This window comes from Streptomyces sp. NPDC002619 (assembly GCF_042889305.1).
Classification (GTDB): domain Bacteria; phylum Actinomycetota; class Actinomycetes; order Streptomycetales; family Streptomycetaceae; genus Streptomyces.
The window spans coordinates 1-17,987 of record NZ_JBIAQV010000055.1; the positions used below are offsets into that span (position 1 = coordinate 1).

General features: G+C 68.6%; 17 protein-coding genes and 4 pseudogenes. 7 read left to right on the forward strand and 14 right to left on the reverse strand.

Annotation, left to right across the window (positions count from 1 at the left end; all coding sequences use genetic code 11):
* Positions 1 to 101 precede the first annotated feature (101 nt).
* Positions 102 to 749: a response regulator transcription factor gene (locus tag ACFYXB_RS39845; protein WP_389589914.1), complete on the reverse strand. Its 648-nt coding sequence runs from the start codon at positions 747 to 749 to the stop codon at positions 102 to 104.
* On the reverse strand, positions 740 to 2,737 hold the full coding sequence (locus ACFYXB_RS39850) for a histidine kinase (protein ID WP_389589915.1): 1,998 nt from the start codon (positions 2,735 to 2,737) through the stop codon (positions 740 to 742). Before ACFYXB_RS39850 ends, ACFYXB_RS39845 begins: the two co-directional genes overlap by 10 nt.
* Before the next feature lie 136 nt (positions 2,738 to 2,873).
* Here ACFYXB_RS39850 and ACFYXB_RS39855 point away from each other — a divergent pair, with 136 nt between their 5' ends.
* The 3 genes and pseudogenes from ACFYXB_RS39855 (at position 2,874) to ACFYXB_RS39865 (ending at position 4,792) form a co-directional block, all read left to right on the forward strand.
* Positions 2,874 to 3,584 carry a hypothetical protein gene (locus ACFYXB_RS39855; protein ID WP_389589916.1) on the forward strand — a complete coding sequence of 237 codons (711 nt, stop codon included), beginning with the start codon at positions 2,874 to 2,876 and terminating at the stop codon, positions 3,582 to 3,584.
* Positions 3,585 to 3,836: 252 nt separating this feature from the next.
* Positions 3,837 to 4,043 (forward strand): annotated as a pseudogene (locus tag ACFYXB_RS39860) (SIR2 family transcriptional regulator); the annotation flags it as partial.
* A gap of 224 nt (positions 4,044 to 4,267) precedes the next feature.
* A complete protein-coding gene (locus tag ACFYXB_RS39865; RefSeq protein WP_389589917.1) occupies positions 4,268 to 4,792 on the forward strand; it encodes a DUF3592 domain-containing protein in 525 nt (174 codons plus the stop codon).
* Between the two features lie 143 nt (positions 4,793 to 4,935).
* Here the strand turns inward: ACFYXB_RS39865 and ACFYXB_RS39870 are convergent, their stop codons facing one another.
* From ACFYXB_RS39870 to ACFYXB_RS39900, 7 genes and pseudogenes are all read right to left on the reverse strand, one after another.
* The gene (locus tag ACFYXB_RS39870; RefSeq protein ID WP_389589919.1) at positions 4,936 to 5,091 is read right to left on the reverse strand and encodes a putative ATP-grasp-modified RiPP; all 156 of its coding nucleotides are present in this window, start codon (positions 5,089 to 5,091) and stop codon (positions 4,936 to 4,938) included.
* A 249-nt stretch (positions 5,092 to 5,340) separates the two neighbouring features.
* A pseudogene (locus ACFYXB_RS39875) lies at positions 5,341 to 5,454 on the reverse strand (NADP oxidoreductase); the annotation flags it as partial.
* A 35-nt stretch (positions 5,455 to 5,489) separates the two neighbouring features.
* Positions 5,490 to 6,002, reverse strand: coding sequence for an integrase core domain-containing protein (locus ACFYXB_RS39880; protein WP_389589921.1), 513 nt, complete (start codon positions 6,000 to 6,002; stop codon positions 5,490 to 5,492).
* 362 nt (positions 6,003 to 6,364) lie between these two features.
* Complete coding sequence (locus ACFYXB_RS39885) at positions 6,365 to 6,796, reverse strand: hypothetical protein (protein ID WP_389589922.1); 432 nt, start codon at positions 6,794 to 6,796, stop codon at positions 6,365 to 6,367.
* Positions 6,797 to 7,063: 267 nt separating this feature from the next.
* Complete coding sequence (locus ACFYXB_RS39890; protein ID WP_389589924.1) at positions 7,064 to 8,029, reverse strand: glycosyltransferase family 2 protein; 966 nt, start codon at positions 8,027 to 8,029, stop codon at positions 7,064 to 7,066.
* 157 nt (positions 8,030 to 8,186) lie between these two features.
* Positions 8,187 to 8,513, reverse strand: coding sequence for a hypothetical protein (locus ACFYXB_RS39895; protein WP_389589925.1), 327 nt, complete (start codon positions 8,511 to 8,513; stop codon positions 8,187 to 8,189).
* A gap of 489 nt (positions 8,514 to 9,002) precedes the next feature.
* Positions 9,003 to 11,402 (reverse strand): glycosyltransferase, encoded by a 2,400-nt coding sequence (locus tag ACFYXB_RS39900; protein WP_389589927.1) that lies wholly within the window; start codon positions 11,400 to 11,402, stop codon positions 9,003 to 9,005.
* Positions 11,403 to 11,550: 148 nt separating this feature from the next.
* Between ACFYXB_RS39900 and ACFYXB_RS39905 the strand changes: the two genes are divergently transcribed.
* The 4 genes and pseudogenes from ACFYXB_RS39905 to ACFYXB_RS39920 all read left to right on the forward strand — a co-directional run bounded on the left by ACFYXB_RS39905 (position 11,551) and on the right by ACFYXB_RS39920 (position 13,387).
* Positions 11,551 to 11,982 carry a hypothetical protein gene (locus ACFYXB_RS39905; RefSeq protein ID WP_389589929.1) on the forward strand — a complete coding sequence of 144 codons (432 nt, stop codon included), beginning with the start codon at positions 11,551 to 11,553 and terminating at the stop codon, positions 11,980 to 11,982.
* A 58-nt stretch (positions 11,983 to 12,040) separates the two neighbouring features.
* Entirely contained in the window at positions 12,041 to 12,337 is a 297-nt protein-coding gene (locus tag ACFYXB_RS39910) for a hypothetical protein (RefSeq protein WP_389589931.1), read from the forward strand.
* Between the two features lie 169 nt (positions 12,338 to 12,506).
* Positions 12,507 to 12,821: pseudogene (locus ACFYXB_RS39915) on the forward strand (ISKra4 family transposase); the annotation flags it as partial.
* 32 nt (positions 12,822 to 12,853) lie between these two features.
* A complete protein-coding gene (locus tag ACFYXB_RS39920; RefSeq protein WP_389589933.1) occupies positions 12,854 to 13,387 on the forward strand; it encodes a CbrC family protein in 534 nt (177 codons plus the stop codon).
* A gap of 206 nt (positions 13,388 to 13,593) precedes the next feature.
* On the opposite strand, the gene ACFYXB_RS39925 is transcribed toward ACFYXB_RS39920, so the two are convergent.
* The 5 genes and pseudogenes from ACFYXB_RS39925 to ACFYXB_RS39945 all read right to left on the reverse strand — a co-directional run bounded on the left by ACFYXB_RS39925 (position 13,594) and on the right by ACFYXB_RS39945 (position 17,939).
* The gene (locus ACFYXB_RS39925; protein ID WP_389589934.1) at positions 13,594 to 13,734 is read right to left on the reverse strand and encodes a hypothetical protein; all 141 of its coding nucleotides are present in this window, start codon (positions 13,732 to 13,734) and stop codon (positions 13,594 to 13,596) included.
* Positions 13,735 to 13,743: 9 nt separating this feature from the next.
* Positions 13,744 to 15,648, reverse strand: coding sequence for a hypothetical protein (locus tag ACFYXB_RS39930; protein WP_389589936.1), 1,905 nt, complete (start codon positions 15,646 to 15,648; stop codon positions 13,744 to 13,746).
* A 278-nt stretch (positions 15,649 to 15,926) separates the two neighbouring features.
* Positions 15,927 to 16,040 (reverse strand): annotated as a pseudogene (locus ACFYXB_RS39935) (ABC transporter permease); the annotation flags it as partial.
* Positions 16,041 to 16,937 carry an aldo/keto reductase gene (locus tag ACFYXB_RS39940; RefSeq protein WP_389589937.1) on the reverse strand — a complete coding sequence of 299 codons (897 nt, stop codon included), beginning with the start codon at positions 16,935 to 16,937 and terminating at the stop codon, positions 16,041 to 16,043.
* 36 nt (positions 16,938 to 16,973) lie between these two features.
* Positions 16,974 to 17,939, reverse strand: a complete 966-nt coding sequence (locus tag ACFYXB_RS39945) for an aldo/keto reductase (protein ID WP_389589938.1) — start codon at positions 17,937 to 17,939, stop codon at positions 16,974 to 16,976.
* Between the last annotated feature and the right edge of the window lie 48 nt (positions 17,940 to 17,987).

Here is a 17,987-nt window from a genome sequence, read left to right on the forward strand (position 1 = left end):
TGGGCGCTCTCAACGTTCTACGGGCCGGGCTGGTCCGTCGCGAAGCTCAACCGGCTTAGCGAGAAGCCACCCCGTTTACGGGGTGGAGGAGTCACTGGGAATCACTGCCAACGCAGGAACTGGAGCACCGCCTGCACCCGCCGGTGCTCGCGCTCGCTCTGCTCCAGGCCGAGCTTGGTGAACACGCTGCGCACGTAGCCCTCGATCGTCTTGGGGCTCAGGACCAGTTCCTCGGACAACGCGGCGTTCGTCAGCCCCTGGGCCATCAGCGTCAGTACCTCCCGCTCGCGGTCGGTGAGCTCGGTGAACGGGTCACGTTCCCGGCGCCGACCGACCAGCCTGGACACGAGCTCGGCGTCGATCACGACCTCGCCACCGGCGACGCGTCGTACGTCCACCGCGAAGGCACCGAGGTCGGACACCCGGTCCTTCAGCAGGTAGCCGACCGCACCGTCGAACTCTTCCATGAGCCGTAGCGCATGATGCACCTCGACGTACTGCGACAACAGCATCAGCCCGACCCGCGGCGCGAACGAGCGGATCTCGGCCGCGGCCTCGATGCCCTCGTCCGCGAAGCCCGGCGGCATCCGCAGGTCGGTGATGACCACGTCCGGTGGGGAGCGGCGGACGAGGCCGACCAGCTCGGCACTGTTCCGGGCCTGAGCCACCACGTGGAAGCCCTCCTCGGCGAGGATGCGAGCCATCCCCTCGCGGAAGAGGACCGCGTCGTCGGCGACGATCACCCGCACGGCAGCACCGCCCTGATCCGTGTCCCGCCGCCGGAGGGGCTGTCGACCCGGAGCTCGCCACCGAGGGCGGCGAGGCGATCCGCCAGCCCCTGCAGGCCCATCCCCGGCCCTGGGCGTGCGCCGCCGCGACCGTCGTCGGTGACCTCCACGCGCAGCCCGCCGTCGACCGAGGCCACGTCGACGACGACCACGCTCGCGCCCGAATGGCGTGCGGCGTTGGTGAGCGCTTCGCAAATGACGTAGTACGCCGTTGCCTCGACATCGCGCGGCAAGCGACCGGCGCCGGCCACGTGCAGTTGCACCGGGATCGCCGACCGGTCCGCGAGCGCGCCGAGCGCGGGTTCGAGACCCGACTGGGCCAGCACCATCGGGTGCAGGCCACGGGCCAGCTCACGCAGCTCGGCCGTGGCCTCCAGCAGTTGCGCCCGCGCTTGTTTGACCCGATCCGCCATCGCCGCGCCGCTGGCCTCCGCCTGCTTGGCCAGGGCGCCGAGTTCCAGACCGAGGGTCACCAGCCGCTGCTGCGCACCGTCGTGGAGGTCGCGCTCGATGCGCCGGCGGGCCGCGTCTTCGGCGGTGACGATCCGGCGGGCCGCCGCCTGGATCTCCTGCGCCTGTTGCTGCTGCACGATGACGAGCCCGGTCTGCGCGACCAGGTCCGACAGCAGACGGACCTCCGTGGCGCTGAGCGACTCCCCCGCCGGCTTGCGGACCGTGATCGCGCCGCGCACGGTGCCGCGGTGGACGACGGGCCGGACCAGCCGGCGCGGCCCGTCCAGCCCGGCGAGCGCTGCCGGGCTGGCCTCGACCGTCGCAGCCGGCCACCGGCCCCGCGGCACCAGGCGATGCTCGTCGCCCACCCACGCGACAACCTCGGTGGCGCCGACCGCGCCTGCGACCGTGGCCGCGATGGCGTCGAGCAGCTCCTGCGGCGGGTCCTCGAGGTGGGCCGACAACCGGGACAGCGCTTCGTACGGCGTCGCGCGATGCCCGTACACGAGACGATCCGCCAGGCGCTGGGCCCGCCGCCGCAGCGGCTCGAACGCGACTGCGACGACGGCCGTCGTGACCAGCGACAGCGCTCGTTCGTCAGCGGGAACCACGGTTCCCGCACCGACGACGATCGCCACGTACGCGGCCGTGATCAGCAGCAGCATGGCCCCGACGACGAGGGTCTTGTTGATGACCGGGTCGATGTCGTAGAGCCGGAACTTGAGAATCGCGAACCCGGCGGCGATCGGGATCAGCGGGAGCGCGAGCAGGCCCGGCACAGGGCTGCCGAACGCAAGCAAGCCGGCCACCAGCAACACGATCGCCATGACCACCGCGAACACGAGCCAGCGCATCTGGCGCGCCTCGTCGCCGCGGGCGCGGCGGATCCGCACCACGATCGCGACAGTCCACAGCACCTGGAAGAGCAGGTAGCTGTACTGGGCGTATTCCCAGACGCGGTCCGCCGCCTCCCCGCCAGGCACAGCCAGTGGGTGTGGAGCCGCCAGCCCCATCCGGTCGTACTCCACCGGCCACAGCGCTGACACCACCGCGAGAACGGCCGCGATCGCCATCATCGCGACCACGGCGAACCGCCACCAGGGTGATGGGAGCCGCCCGTCGGGGAACGCCATGAACGTCCACCCGGCCAGCGCGATCGCCAGCGGCAACGGCCACACCCCGACCCAGCCGACCCAGGAGGCCCCGGCCAAGGCGCCGTCGTGCAGGCCGTACTGGCGGCCGAAGAACATCACCGCGTGCACCATGCCGGTCGCGACGAACAGCCAGCCCTCCGGGTGCCGCGGCCGTATCCGGACGACGTACAGCCCCACGGCGGTGAAGGAAGCGCCGATCAACGCGTTGTGCACGTTCTCGAGGTGGAAGCCGAGGTACCAGCCGTAGCCGACGAGGGTCGCGACCACAAGCGCCACCAGTGCGGCTCCGGCTTCGCGGACCGTCGGTGGGGCCTGATTGTGCGCCTCCGTGGCCGCAGACATGAAGCAATGCTGGCACAGCGGCAACGCTCACGGATGAGGGTTTTCCCGGATCGAAGTGCAGGGTGCGCACCGTGTCCCGCAACCCCGGGGAGAGACACGGTGGCTCCACCGACTCGTTCCGATCGAAGGAGCCACCATGAGTACGTCGACTCGAGCCCGCACCCGTCTGTCCCGCGTCGGACGCCCCGAACGGGTCGCCGGGCCCCTTCTGGTGCTGAGCGGGGTCGCCTTCTTCGCAGGCGGCGCCATCCACCCCGGTGACAGCGGCGAGGGATCGAAGGTCTCCCAGCTCCACGAGATGCTGGTCGACTCGATGTGGTACCCCTCGCACGCGCTGCTGCTGGCCGCGATGGCGTGCTTCGCGGCCGCAATCCTCGCGTTCCGGCGCCGCGGCAGCCTCGACGCCGGCATGGCCACAGCGACCGGCGTCGTCTCCGCCATCGCCGTCGTCGCCACGATAGGGATGACGCTGCACCTGTTCACCGCCCTCGGCGCGGACGGGATCGCCGGTGGCGAGAAGACGTTCCTCTACCACCTCCAGACGTGGAACGAGACGATCGTCGATTCGCTGTGGGGCCTGGGCATCGCAGCCCTCGCTGTCGCCGGTGGCCTCACCCGCACCCTCGGCAACCCGATCACGCTCGCCCTCGGCCTCATCGGCGGGCTGGCCTTCGCGTTGGCGTCCGCCACGATCGCGTTCACCGACCGCTTCGACGCGCTGTTTCCGTTGGCCTCACTCATCGGCATCTGGGCCGTCGTGGTCGGCCTCATGATCTCGCCGCGGAAGGCCCGATCCGGGGGCGCCGCATCTGCCCCGGATTTCGACCGGGCCGACACCTCCAACTGAGGGGTTCGCGCGCGGCGAGAAGCCCGAGGTGATCGCACGGGTGCGAACTGGAATGCGACGAGACACCGTCTCCGTCTTCAGTAGGGTCGGGGACTGGCGCGGTGGCTGACTCCGTTGCCAGTCCCCGCCCCTACTTGACCCGGTGCCGCTCGCTCGAGGCCCCGAGCAGTACCTACGACTGTTTGGCGACCGGTCCGTCGGCCTCGTCGAGGATGGGCCAGGGCCTGTCCAGCCAGCGGGGAGTGACATCGGACTGAGGCCTGCACCGCGTTCATCGCCGCCGGCAGCAGTCTCCAGGTACAGCCCGCCACGGGACTGGCTGGCGTCGCCGCCGACAACGGGGCCCGGCTCATCAGCGTCAACGCCGAACCGACCCCGTACGACGACCGCGCCGACGAGCTCATCCGCGAACCCATCGGCACCGCCCTGCCCAAGTTGCTTCGCACGCTTCACAGTTGAGGCAGATAGGCGTGCCTCTCAGGTGGCTAGAGTTCGCCCGGCTCAATCTCTCCGGCCGGGCGGGCTTCCGGCTCAGGCAGCGGGTGATCAACCAGCGTTGGGAACGGAGCGCCGACATACACGAAGTCTTCCTCAGACCTGCCTGCTGCCTGATCACTTACCGCCAGCTGGGGGCATCGCGCCCGCCTGGCAGGACAATGAGGTGAAGCGATGACGGGGGAGCCATGGCGCGAGGCGGTCGACAGAGCGGCACGATCATTCACGTGGGTCGCGGACGTGTCTACAGACCTCAAGGAGCAAGGCGAGTCCGCAGAGCCATCGGACACACGCTGGGCCTGTTGGTTGGATTGCTCTTCGTCACCATCGGTCTCGTCCTCGGCTTGGACAACGCGGCTGCACGACTGCACTTCGATGACGCCGGGAAGGTCCCAGCTGTAGTAGTCGAAGCTGACTACGCCAAGCCGCAGATGAAACAAAGCGCCTCATTCATCAGCGTCACCCTGACAGACGGCTACCGGACCCAGGCGTCAATCGACAACGTCCTCCAGGCCCCGGACAGTCTGTCGACGGGCGACCATGTCACCGTGCTCTACGATGCGGCACGACCCGGGCATGCCCTGTTCCCCAGCCAACTCGGCTGGACGAAGTTGATGGTCCCTGGCGGGCTGTTGTTCCTTGTCGGTCTCGTCCCCACCATCGGCAACGGCCTAGCGGTGGCCAGGATGATTCACGCGTACCTCCGAAGGTGACCTCTTGCGTTCCGCCTCCAGGCAGGCGAGGCCGCAAGGAGGGCGCCATTCAAGCTGTTGGCTGCTCTGTCAGCCTGCGGGCAGTCCCTGTGTGAACCCCCGGAGGCACTGCACCATACGCAGTCCCCAGAGACTCAGCGAGATCAGATTCGCGTGTTACATCTACCGATGCCTTGCGACGGGGAGGTGCCGGTGCTGGTGCCATGTCCGGGCATCTCCATGACCTGCCCCGAGCCGTCGAGGAACACGGTGGTCTGGGTGTCCGGGTCCAGCGTGGCCGTGGCGTACGCGGTGGCCATCGTCGGTAGGTGATGGTCTACACGGCAGTGTCAGTTGAAAATCGTCATCTGAGTATCAGTGGCACAGGCCCGGTGACCTGCTGATTGGCACTGACAGATGGTGCTCACCTGTTGCTGACATGAGTGACGAAAGGCCATGTCATTCTCACGCCGACCGCTATAGCGGGGGCGGAGGTTGCGCTGGTCAGAGACATGAGTTCCATGCTGTGGTGATGGGCTCCGTCCGGTCAGCGGCGTGGAACGCCGTGTGGCCAGTGGCCGCCCGTCGAAGACGGGGGGCTGCATGCGCCACACGTTCTCGTGGGCTCCCGGTGCTGCCGCAGCCAACTGCTGCGCGGCCGAGGGTGTGCCGCTCGAAAATACGATTCGTGCCGTGACCTGTGCTGATGCCTTGGGCGTCAGGCGGCGCTCTGGTACTCGTTGATTAGGCCTCCGAGGACGGGTTGTCGCCGAATCCTGTGAGTCTGGAGGTCGGTGACAGTGGCCGGGGCGGGCGGTTGGTCGCTGTCCGGGGGTAGCTGCCGCCGGGATTGGTGGGGGCGGTGCCCGTTGTAGTGGCGGATGTACTCGGTGAGCACTGCTTGGGCGTGGGCCTCGTTGTAGATCAGCATGCGGTCCAGGATTTCGCGGCGGAGGGTGCCCACGACTCTCTCGCAGATCGCGTTCGCTTTCGGTGCCCGAGGCGGGCTGAGCAGGATCTCTTTATCATCGGCTTCGAACACGGCGTCGAAGGCGCTGGTGTACTTGCTGTCCCGGTCCCGGATGAGGAAGCGCAGCGAGTCGATGCGGCGTCCCAGGGTCATGGCGAGGTTCCTGGCTTGAGCTGTGGGGTTGGTAGTGACGCCGGCGAGGTGGAGGCGCCGGGTGCCGTGTTCGATGAAGACCAGGGCGTACAAGCGCTCGAGTGACACGGTGTCGAGGTGGAGGAAGTCGGCGGCGATGACGCCGTGGGCCTGGGCGGTGAGGAACTGGTGCCAGGTCGGCCCTGAGCGCTGCGGGGCGGGATCGATGCCGGCGGCGTGCAGGATCTCCCAGACCGTGGACGGGGCGATCGGGTAGCCAAGGCGGGCGAGTTCGCCCTGTGTCCGCCGGTGGCCCCACGTGTTGTTCTCGCGGGTCAGGCGCAGGACAAGGTGCTTGACGATGGGCGCGGTAGGAGGTCGCCCGGGGCCGTGGTGGGTGAACGTCCATCTGTGGGTGGCGAGTTGGCGATGCCAGACCAGCAGCGTGATGGGTGTGACGGCGAAGACCTGACGCTGGCACCCGCGAGGAATCAGTCGGGAGAGGGCAGGGCGGCGAGCCGGATCCGGTCGGCTGGCTCGTACCGGACCCGGGCGATCTGGCGGCGCAATACCGCGTTCTCATGCCGGAGCGCCATCACTTCCGCATCCTTGGCCACGCGGCTACGCAGCACGGCAGTGGGCACCATGATCAGATTCCGGACCAGCGTGGAGACAACCGACAGCGACATCCGCAGATCGTTGCAGGCCCGTCGAGGCCGCGTCGCCAGGATCAGCAAACATGCAGGCACAGCCCCAAATCGTATTTTCGAGCGGAACACGGGCTTGGGGTTGCTGCGCTGCAGGATGGCCAGCTGGTGCCGGAGCACCAGTATCCCGACGTCCTTGGCCGTGGAGGACCGCGCCAGCAGGCGCAGCCAGCCGAGCAGGAGGCAGCCGAATCGGTAGACCAGACGGAACGTCACGACTCCCCAGCGTGTGCCGACGGGCTCACGAGCGCTTTCGACGTGATCACATCGTGACCCTCAAGTCGCAGCTCAGCGTAGGTGACAGGATTGTCGGCACCCACAGGCCAGGAGCGTCGGCGTGTCCTCCATCGTGCGCTTGGGCGCATCCCGACAGTCCCGGTGTCTGACTGGTATGCGACGGCTGGATGGGTCCCCGGGGCCCGGCGTCCGGGACGCCTGCGGTACGGGGACGGCGGCAGGGACGACGATGCAGGCGAAGACGCGTCAAACGGCGGAAGCCGTCGGGGCGGGCTCGCTCTCCTGGGTGGGCGGTTCGGTGGTTCCGTTCTGAGCGGCCAGCGCCTTCTCCAGTCGCCGGATGTGGTAGTACTGCACCCGCGTGGTCCGCTGCAGGGCCATGACCGCAGCGAGGAACTGGTCCATCTCGGTGGCCCGGGTGAGGATGTCGTCGGGCACGTGCTCGTCCCGCAGGCAGGCTTTCGCGTCCTGGCTGAGCACGGCGTGTGCCCAGCTACGGGTGATCGGCTTGAACAGGCCCGGGTGGTTGGTCACGATCCGCGCCCGGATGGCCAGGTCGTTCTCGGCGGCTTCCAGGTGTAGCCCGGTGTCCTTGTTGCGCGCCCCGAACAGCGGCTCATGGATGTGGTAGGCATCAAAGCCGTGCTCGGCGCAGCCGATCCAGAAGTCCCAGTCCTCTCCGGCCCGCATGCTCTGGTTGTACCCGCCCACGGTCTGCCACGCTTCACGGCGGTACAGCGAGCAGTAGAACATGATCAGTCGCTGGAGTAGCAGTTCTCTGCTGTAGGCGGGCAGGGGCATCGCCTGCGGGGGCAGATCGTCGTCGGTGAAGGTGAACACATCGGTTGAGGCGATGGCGATGTCGGGATCGTTCAGTACCGCGACGGTCTTCTCCAGCATCGTGGTCGCGATCACGTCGTCGGCGTCCAGCGGAAGGATGTAGCGGCCGGCACTGGCCTCGATCCCGGTATTGCGCGCGGCGGAGACCCCGGCATTGGCCTGTTCGAGCAGCTTGATGCACCGGTCGGGGTGGCGGGCGATCAGGCCTTGGGTCACCTCAACGGTGTTGTCGGTGCTGCCGTCGTCGACGATGACGAGTTCCCAGTCGCGGAACGTCTGGGCGAGGACGCTGGACACTGCCTCGGGCAGATAGCGGGCGTAGTTGTGGCACGGGATGACCACCGAAACCACGGGGTCGGATCTGTGGGGCATGCGCCGTCTTTCGCTTCGGAAGGCAACGGGACGGAGGAGGATCCAGAGGGTGCGGGTGGCAGGATTCCGCGTTGTCGGGCGTCTGCGGCCCCCCCGGACCCCGTTCGAGGGCCCCGTCCAAGCAGACCCGCCGGATCACCTACTGGCTGGGGCGCCGTCAACCCCAATCGTCGTCGTCGTAGTCGGAGTCGTAGTCGGAGTCGGAGTCGTAGTCGTAGTCGTGGTGTGAATGATGCTGGTGGTGACCGTAGTCGCAGCCGTAGTCGGAGATTGTGACGTTGCCCATGGGCGTGCAGGGGTGCGCGGAGCCGGAGATGAGGGCGACGTCGCCGCTTGTCGGGTGCTGTTGGTACCCGTACGGTGCCGACGCCGTGACAGGCTCCGCATTGAGAGCGGCGGCATAGGCCGCCTCCGCGGTGTTGAGCAGTCCGGCGGTCGCCAGTGCGGCAGGGAGGGCCAGGGAGGAGATGACACGGGCTTTCACAGGGCCTTCTTTCTAGTAGGGAGCTGCCCTGTAATGCCGGTGAACTCCACGGCAGGGGCAGTGGTGCCACCGTAAAATCGACTACCTAGCGTGTCAAAACGATTACTCCTATTAGCGGTCACGTCGTAATTCCCCACGATCTGCATGATCAGCGTCACGTAATTCCCCATCTGGGCTGAGGTGGTGACGGGCCGCCCGACTGCTGAGTGTCTGGCTGGTCCGGTCGGTCAAGGGCGCCTTCGGCGGCGCTCCGCGCGGGCCTGACGGCCATCCTGGACAGCCTGAACGACAGTCCGGCTACCGGGCGGCCCGGAACCCTTGGCGCCGTGGGAATCTCGACGCATGGTCACCGTCTCCCTGTCCGCGGCGGTTGCGACGCCGCCGTCCCCCCGGCCCATCGCGTGACGTTCGGGGTGGCCAATTGCGTGACCGTCGACAACCCCCGTGCTGTGGGGAGGTGGATCGGTGCTTTGTGCCGGCCCCGGTCGGTCAGGACGGGGACATGGCTCCGATGTCCGCCGGATCCGGGACATGGTGCGGATGCAGCACTTCCAGGTCGGGCAGCGCCCAGCAGGCTGTGCCCATGTCCCGGGCCATCGCGGCGAGACCCTCGGTCTCGATGAGGTGCCGGTACGGGAAGGACGGGAAGTTCAGGCCGTCACGGTGGAGGTCGGCGCGTACCAGCAATGCGGTGCCGCCGACCGAGTCGACGCGGAGGAGCCCTTGCCCGCGCAACTCGTCGAGGTACGTCCGGCCGAACCCTCTGGGGGGCTGCAGAATGCCGTCGCGCCGCCACTGGGACCAGTTGAGCGTGCCGGCCCTGGGGTGAAGGACGAAGGTGTTGAGGTCGTACGTGGGTCCACCGGTCGTGGTGGCACAGTGCGGGACGACGATGTCCTTGCGCGCTCCGAGCAGGTGCTGGACGAGGTCGGCCGGGTAGCCGGTGACATCGACATCGAGCCACAGCACCCACTCCTCGTCGGCGAGGGCCCGGGAGAGCAGATGGTTGCGCACCTTGGCCAGCACCGACCGGCGTCGGCGCTGGACGCTGGGCTCCCAACGGGGGCCCGCCAGCTGGAGGCCGAAGTCGCGGTGTACGAGGATGACCCGCCGGTACTCCGCCTCGAGGCCGGGCAGGACCTGTTGGAGCAGTTCCGGCGTCGTGTCCTTGCTGTCGCCCTCCAGCAGGCCCAGTGAGATCGCCTCGCGCGGGTAGTCCAGGGCGCGAAGGTTCTCCAGATAGCCGGGCAGGAACGCGGCCGCGTCCTTAAGGGGGGTGAGCACCAGCACCAGGGGCCGCTCACTCGCCGGGCCCGGGGCGGACTCGACGGCCGTCTGCGCTCTGCGCGCTGAGGCTCGGGCGGCGCGATCGGTCTCGGCCTGGGCGATCTCCTCCGGCTCGATCGGCAGCCGAGTCGCCATGGCCAGCAACCGCTCGACGTAAGTGCCGGGGTCGGCCCAGATCTGGGTCGCCACCTCGAAGTGCTCCGCGAAATGGGACTCGTTGAACGTATTCCTGCCGTGACACACATACGTGTACAGCTCGGGCGCGTCGACCGATACGACCCGGCAGGTGCGAACCACCTCTTCCGCCACCGGGGTGTCCTCGCCCCGGCGTTGCGCCGGGTAGCGCGGGAGCCGTTCCTTGGCGCACACCATCGACCCTTCCCAGACGCGCGCGCAGGAGATCGCGAGCTTGTGGCGAGCGGGCCACCACAGCCGTTCACGGGCGAGGAAGCAGGCCTCGGCACCGAGTGCGAGAATCGCCGCCATCTGTGTCTCGACCCGCTCCGGGTCGTACAGGTCGTCGTCGTCCCACTGGCATACGTAGGGCCCGGTGGCCCGGTCCACCGCCTCATTGCGCAGCTCGCCCAACGGCCGCCCCTCCGCAGGGAGCCGGTGATGGCGGATCCGCGAGTCGCCCAGCTCGCGGATGTGCTGCTCAAGGGTGTCATCCGTGCCGTCCTCCACGACGACCAGTTCCAGGTTCGAGTAGGTCTGCGTACGGAAGCACCTGATCGCGCGGCGGGCCGTCGACGAGCGATCCTTGGTCACCATCAGGCATGACACCATCGGCGCGGGCGCGCCAAAGGCCCAGCGGCGGCGCTGTGCGTCCAGGCTGAGCAGACCGTCGGCGAGCGGTTGCAGCTCCTGGCTCGCCCAGAACGGGAACCTTTTGCCGGCCGAAATCCGCGGCGTCCCGGGGATGTCGCGCGCCCAGCTGCCAGACCAGTGGTGCACGGCGTACGCACGCTCATAGTCGGCTTTCTGAGGGCCGAACAGTTCTGTCGCGTACGGGCTCACCTCGGGGTACAGGACCTCCGGGCCGAGGACTGTGATCGAGGCAGGTTCCGGGGCGCTGTCGATTGCTCGGGTGAGGAAGAAGGGGCCTGTGACGTCCAGAGGGCCGGGCAGCTTGTGGGCGCCGACCAACTGTCGGTGCACATGGGCCCAGAATGGGTGGCCCGGCCGTGACGCGATGAACGCGTTGCCGACGATGCGGCCGAATCCGCGCTGGCGGGCCAGCAACAGCCGTGTGTGCACCTCGGGCTCGCAGCCGAGGACGAGCTCGTGCCCGTCAAGGATTCCGTCGACCGGGCTCAGGCACTCGAAGTCCAGATCCACGTAGAGCCCGCCGAAATGGTCGAGCAGGAAATAGCGAATGGCGTCGGCCCGCATGATCGCTTCTGGATAGCCGTCGTAGACCGGCAGGAACCATGGGTAGTGCTCCTGGAGGAATGCGCGATTGTCGGCGTCGGTCCACAAACGGTACCCCCAGTCAGGGTGGCGCAGACGCCAAGAGTCAGCCCACTCCCTCCATTTCAGGGGTACGTCGGTGTCTTTCCAGGTTTGATGGATCAAGGCGGGAATCCGCTTTGGCATCCGCATTGACACAGTATGCCGAGCCGCTTGGCGGAGAGGATTTCCGGTAGGACCAGTCGGCAGAACATTCACCCGGGCGGCCCTCCCTGTGATGTTCTTCGCGGCTGCGGATTTCTTTCCCTGCTGGCAGTAGCTGGTGGCATCATGCCCGGCCATGGGGAAGAGAGAGGGAAGCGATGGGGCGCACGTCGTCGACCTGCGCAACCGGGTGCTGGGAGAAACGGCCCTCACCCAGCACACGTTCGACTGGCTGCTGGGCGATGCGGGGGTTGGCGGGCGGCGGGCCGGACTGCCGGTCGATGCCTCCTGGCCCGGGCACCAACTCGTGGTCGAATACCGGGAGCTGCAGCGCCATCGGCCTGTGCCGCACTTCGACAAGCCGGACCAACTGACCGTCAGCGGCGTCCACCGGCGCGAGCAGCGGGCCCTGTACGACGCCCGACGCGAGAGCGAGATCCCCTCTCACGGCCTGCGGTTGCTGGTCATTCGCCCCCGCCGACCTCGACGCGGACAGCCGTGGGCGCCCGCGCCGCAACCGGGAGGCGGACATCGCAGCACTGAGGAAGATCCTCGCCCGCGACAGTGATGAGGACCGGGTCACAGATGCCTTCCGCACTTGGTTGCGGGCCCAGGACTGGACACCGGTGACACCGACCGACCGCTGGAGCGACATCGAGGCGGTACGCGGGAGCGAACGGCTGATTGGTGAGGCCAAGGGGCGAACCAGCGAGAAAGGCATCGACGCCGATATCGCCTACGGGCAGTTGCTGCGCCGTATGACCGGTGACGCACCAGGTGTGCGGTACGCGTTGGTCGTGCCGACTTCATCGGTCAAGGCCACTGAGCGCGTCCCGGGTCGTGTGCGCCGGCTGCTGCGGATCGACGTGTACGAGGTAACGGACGACGACCAGGTGCGTCGGCTGCCTACATCACCGTTGTGAACCGGTGCGCGGACTTCTTCGCACCGTCAAGGAAACTCTCGAAGGAGAGGGATTCGTCCATGAATGGACGGTAGCGGTGCCTGTCGTCCGTATCACCATCGCTGCCCACGTCACCGCCTGGTGCGGCGAGCCAGCCGACCAGCGTGGCGAGAGCGTCGGTGCCTGCGCCAGTCGGCGAGAGGCCGTGGATGCCTGTCGTCGCTATCTGACTGGTCACCTCGACCAGCTCCGCTACGACATCGCTCTGGCCGCGGGTTGGCCGATCGCCACCGGCGCGATCGAGGGCGCCTGCCGTCACTTGATCGGCGACCGCCTGGACATCACCGGCGCCCGCTGGGGCCTCGTCGGCGCCGAAGCCGTCCTCAGGCTCCGCACGTTGATTGACAACGGTGACTTCGATTCCTACTGGCGTCACCACGCCGCGCGTGAGCACCAGCGTCTCTATCCGGCGCCCGACCAGCAGGAATTCATCCTTACTGCTTGATCGCGGGGCTGCCTTGCGGACAGACTGCACCGGTGAGCTCCGACCTTCCTGCCTTCCGCTATCACCCCGATCCGCTCGCGAGCGGGTCCATCCGTGACAGCGCCGAGACATGTGTGTGCTGCAACCGCGCCATGGGGTGGATCTACACCGCGACCTTCTACACCGCCCAAGAGGTCAGCGGACGCTTCTGCCCCTGGTGCATCGCAGACGGCAGCGCGGCTGAACGGTTCGCCGGCGAGTTCATCGACTCCTACGGACTCGACGGCGTCAGCGAGGAGATCCTGCACGAGGTCACCCGCCGCACTCCCGGCTTTCACGCCTGGCAGGATCCGCACTGGCTCGTCCACTGCCACGACGCGGCCGCCTTCATCGGCGAGGTCGGATACAGCGAACTGGCAGCCCACCCCGAGGCCCTCGGCCAGCTCAGGCAAGACCTGCGCATGGACGGCTGGCACGACGCAGCCCAACTCGAGCAGTTCCTCACCCACCTCGGCGAGGGGGCCACAGCCATGCTCTTCCGCTGCACCGTCTGCGACACCCACCTCGCCTACGCCGACGCCTCGTAACTGCCACTCAGCCCGACAGCCCCCGAGATCGAACCGATCATCCCTTCAAAGGAACCGCACCCTTCGCCGATGAACCGGTCCTGGTCATACGTGCTGGTGCCGTAGATGGGGGAACCTCACTCCGCTGCGGCTGCTGGGCGTCGTGGCGAGGAACCGGGGCCGAAAGGCTTGAGCGAAGTCTCCCAATGACCACAACGCCCGGGCCCCTATTGGGGCCGGGCGCTGGCAGCTTTCGGTAGGGGCAGGGCGTCCTTTCCGGGCAGCGGGAGCTCCGGTTCCCGGGCGGGCTTCCGCGCGAGCGTCGTCCCGCCGGCGCCGGGCAGTCCGTTGACCGACACAGCTGACATGCCGCGACCCTAACGGTGTCGTCGGCGTCCGCGGAGCAAGCCCCCGACTCGGCGGGTCCACGCCGCGGACGACTCGTCCGTGACGCGGATCCCCGCGGACCGCGCCCAGTTGCTGCCGGTCCGGCCCCAAGATGGCAGGGGGACCCGGGGGTCGTGCGGGAGGCGGCCGATGAACAGGGGGCGCAGGTCCGTGTCGTGTTCGGCCCAAGCGGCGGAGAACTGGCTGCGGGTGACCCGGAGGTTGGTGTTGAGCTGGGTCACGGCCGCGCGGGCGCAGTCCTCGCGCCATGCGTCGTCGTGCCAGTCACCCGAATCCGCGGGAGCGTCCACCGCCAGCGCCAGGCTGAGGAAGCAGGCGGCGTTGTAGTGGACCAGATGTCCGGCGGCGGCCCTGTTGGAACCACGGTGCCGCGGCGCCGCACCGGTGGTCAGCGCCTGGCTGTGGGCGGGCCGCCCCGCGTGGCCCCCGCCGCGCGCGTGATCGGCGTACAGCAGACGGCGCATCCCCCAGTTGCGGCCGCCCCAGCGCCGGCCCCAGAGCGCCCAGCCGCCCGTGACCTCGCTGGCAACGACGCGGAACGCCTCCCGGAGCCCATCGGGCGGTTGGGGGGCATTGGGGTTCATCCGAAGTACCTCGGCCGCGTGGGCGATCCGCACGGCCCCGAGGAAGGAGCGGCGACGGGTCCGCAGCGAGGGGCGGGGCCGCTCGAGGGCGAACCACCGGCGCCAGTAGCGGCGTTCACCGAGGTTGCGACGGCCCGGAAGCCAGGTGCGGGCGTAGCGGCGAATGATGGCCCGCCGGGAAAGGCGCTTGAGGAGCCGGCCGAGGTGGGCGCGGGAGCTCGATTCGTCGTCCTCCTGCGCACCTCGGGCGCGGGCGATGGCCAAGCGGTACGCGGTCTCGATGTGCTCGGGCCAGAGCTGGACGCAGTACGTGTAGATGTCGACGGCGCTGCGGATGTGGTCGGCTTGGTTCCGCACGCCGAAGGTCTGGGCGGTGAGCTCCTGGAATCCCGCCTGATGGAGCCGGATCGTCAGGTTTCCGGGCACCAGTTCCGCGGCCTGCGCGTAATGCTTGTCTGCGCGCTGGGCCTGCTTCTTGCTGGCCCTGCTCCGTCCCTTCGCAGCCAGCGCAAGAGCCAACTCCTGCGCCTTGATGCCCATGCGGTAGAAGCGGTACGCCGCGGGGTCGTCGCCCCAGCTCTCCCAGCGGGGGATACGGTCCTTCGAGCGCGGATCCGCGAGGATCTTGACGGTGCAGAAACAGGCTATCGTCTCGTACAGCTCCCTCTCGCGGCCGTCCGGGGACCCGTCCGTCCGCGCGGTGGCCTCGGCCTCCATGATCGTGGCCGCCACCACCGTGTTCTGGGGCATGTACAGGATGCGCACCGAGAAGCGGAGCCGATCGTTGTCGGCGGACAGACAGTGCAGCATCACGTGGTACGCCCGGGGGCGGAAGAGGGCGAGCCGCTTCATCACGTCCACCCAACCGTGCGGCGAGGACGCGGTCTCCGGGGCCGGATCGGGGCCGATGGTGGTGCCGCTGCCGGGAGTCAGGACGTTCGGGCCGAGCGTGTCGGCGGCCATGTGCTCCGTGATGTACGCGGCCAGTTCGGCGGTCCGCGCGGACTCGTGGCCGTGGCCGCCGTTGTGGTCCGCGCCGTCGTGCCCGTTGCCGTTGGCCCTGTGGCCGTTGCCGCCGAGGAGGCTGCGGTCCTCGCACACCACCACAGGCAGCAGCCGGTTGCTCCGGTAACGTCTCAGCAGCGCGGACACCAGTCGGACGAGCGCGATGATGACGATGACCAGGCAGATGCCGAGCAGCCACACGGCGGTGCCGCCGGACTGTTGCCAGAACGCGGTCCAGAAACTCCCGGCGGCCAGGGCTTCGGGCGCGGCGAATTCCAGCCTCATGGCACATCCCCCCTCATTTTCCCCCTGCGTGGTCGTACTGATCCCCCTCACCGGAGATCACCAAGCCCACGCGGGGTCGTGAGTCGTCAACTCGCCTTCTCCGGGGCCTCCACGCGCCCTGCCGGGTCGTGCGGGACGGGCCCGTCGGCCAGGCGGGCGCGGCGACCACGGCGCCCGGACGGAGAACTTACTCCGATGCGGAGGCCCGGCCGAAACCCGCCCGGTCCCGTGCCGTCATCGACGCGCTGTCGCCGTTCGCGAAGAACCCCGAAGGACCCTCAGGACACGATGTCCTTCCGCCGGAAGCCGCGGAACGCCGGCGCGAAGAACACCACCGCGAACGACAGCGACACCGACGTGCCCTTGATCATGCCGGCCCACTCCAGGCGGGGTCAGCTGGTGTGCTGGTCCTCGGAGGCGAGCTCGGTGAGTCGGCGGACCTCGTCCTCGGAGAGGCTGAGCTTCGCCGCCGCGAGGTTCTCGGCGAAGTGACCGGGCGTCGTCGTGCCTGGGATCGGCAGGCTGTTCGGCGACCGGTGCAGATGCCAGGCGAGGGCGACCTGCTGCGGCGTCACTCCATAGCGCTGCGCGATGGCCTGCACCTCGTCCCGGATGCGCGGCGCTTCGGGGCCGTCGATCCGGGTCGGTCCCCAGGGCGAGAACACGACGTCGGCGCGCTCGGCGGCGGCAAGCTGCGCGGCGCCGGCCCGGCTGGCGAGGTTGTACTCGGCGGTGATCGCGGCGATATCCACGATCTTGCGGGCCGCTTCGAACTGGTCGACGGTGACGTTCGACAGGCCGATGTGGCGGATCAGGCCCTGTTCCTTGAACTCGGCCAGCACGCCGACCTGGTCCTCGAACGGCGCGTCCGTCGCCCTCCCGCTGTGCAGGTAGTACAGGTCGATGCGGTCCAGGCCGAGCCGCCGCAGGCTCATGTACACGCACTGCCGCAGGTAGTTCGGGTTCCCGACCGCGCCGAGGGTGTCGTACGGGTAGCCGCCGCGTACGAAGCCGCCCTTGGTCGCGATCACGAGGTCGTCGGGGTACGGATGCAGCGCCTCGCGGATCAGCAGCTCGTTGGAGTGCGGCCCGTAGACGTCCGCGGTGTCGATGAAAGTGACGCCCGAGTCGACGACCTGGCGCAGCAGGGCGATACCGCCGTCGTGGTCCGGGTACTCACTCCACACCTGATCACCGGTCAGCCGCATGGCGCCGAAGCCCATCCGGCCGACGGTCAGCTCTTCGCCGATCGTGATCGTCTCGATGTCCCGTGCTGTAGTGGGTGACATGGGTCCTCCTTGTTCGAGTGGTGGTTGCGGGCTTGTTCAGCCCTGCTGGGGCTCTGAGCCGGCGTCGAGGGTCGCGAGCATCCCGGCGGGGTAGCGGTCGCCGACGGCCTTGCCGATCGGGGCGGCGTCCTCGAGCGCGGCGCGGTCCGCGCCGGTGAGGACGATGTCGGCGGAGGCCGCGTTGTCTTCCAGGTACGGGATCCGGCGCGTGCCCGGGATGGGCACGTGGCCCTGGTCGAGGAGCCAGGCGAGGGCGAGTTGCGACGGCAGCACGCCCTTGCGGGCGGCCACCTCGCCGATCGCGGCCACGAGCCGCAGGTTGGCGTCGAGGTTCTCGCCCTGGAAGCGGGGGTCATGGCGCCGGAAGTCGCTGCTGTCGAGTCTGTCGAGGCTGGTCAGCGCGCCGGTGAGCATGCCGCGGCCGAGTGGCGAGTACGGGACGAAGCCGATGCCGAGCTCCCGCACGGCGTCGAGCACGCCGTTGTGCTCCACACCGCGCTCGAAGAGCGAGTACTCGCTCTGGACAGCGGTGAGCGGGTGCGTCGCGTGGGCGCGCCGGATGGTGCCCGCGGATGCCTCGGACAGGCCGATGTGGCCGACCTTCCCGGCCGCGACCAGCTCCGCCATGGCACCGACGGATTCCTCGATCGGCACCTTCTGGTCGATGCGGTGCAGGTAGAGGAGGTCGATCTGTTCCACTCCGAGGCGGCCCAGCGAGCCGTCCACGGCGGTGCGCAGGTGCTCCGGGCTGCAGTCGACATCGGGCTGGCCCCCGTCGTGGGTCACCATGGTGCCGTCATCGTCGAAGACGAAGCCCACCTTGGTCGCGATGCGCACCTGGTCGCGGACGGGGGCCAGTGCGGAGCCCACCAGCCGCTCGTTGTGGAACGGCCCATACGTCTCCGCCGTGTCGAACAGCGTCACCCCCAGTTCTACGGCTCGCGCGAGGGTGGCGCGGCTCGCCTCGTCGTCGCTCGGGCCGTACGTGGTGCTCATGCCCATTCAGCCGAAGCCGAGGGCGCTGACCGTCAGACCCTGACCGCCGAGTTC

Bases quoted from the DNA above. Each gene is read 5' to 3' on its own strand.
- ACFYXB_RS39850 (WP_389589915.1), bottom strand. From the start codon at position 2,737: ATGTCTGCGGCCACGGAGGCGCACAATCAGGCCCCACCGACGGTCCGC.
- ACFYXB_RS39855 (WP_389589916.1), top strand. From the start codon at position 2,874: ATGAGTACGTCGACTCGAGCCCGCACCCGTCTGTCCCGCGTCGGACGC.
- ACFYXB_RS39865 (WP_389589917.1), top strand. From the start codon at position 4,268: ATGGCGCGAGGCGGTCGACAGAGCGGCACGATCATTCACGTGGGTCGC.
- ACFYXB_RS39870 (WP_389589919.1), bottom strand. From the start codon at position 5,091: ATGGCCACCGCGTACGCCACGGCCACGCTGGACCCGGACACCCAGACC.
- ACFYXB_RS39890 (WP_389589924.1), bottom strand. From the start codon at position 8,029: ATGCCCCACAGATCCGACCCCGTGGTTTCGGTGGTCATCCCGTGCCAC.
- ACFYXB_RS39900 (WP_389589927.1), bottom strand. From the start codon at position 11,402: ATGCGGATGCCAAAGCGGATTCCCGCCTTGATCCATCAAACCTGGAAA.
- ACFYXB_RS39905 (WP_389589929.1), top strand. From the start codon at position 11,551: ATGGGGAAGAGAGAGGGAAGCGATGGGGCGCACGTCGTCGACCTGCGC.
- ACFYXB_RS39925 (WP_389589934.1), bottom strand. From the start codon at position 13,734: ATGTCAGCTGTGTCGGTCAACGGACTGCCCGGCGCCGGCGGGACGACG.
- ACFYXB_RS39930 (WP_389589936.1), bottom strand. From the start codon at position 15,648: ATGAGGCTGGAATTCGCCGCGCCCGAAGCCCTGGCCGCCGGGAGTTTC.
- ACFYXB_RS39940 (WP_389589937.1), bottom strand. From the start codon at position 16,937: ATGTCACCCACTACAGCACGGGACATCGAGACGATCACGATCGGCGAA.
- ACFYXB_RS39945 (WP_389589938.1), bottom strand. From the start codon at position 17,939: ATGGGCATGAGCACCACGTACGGCCCGAGCGACGACGAGGCGAGCCGC.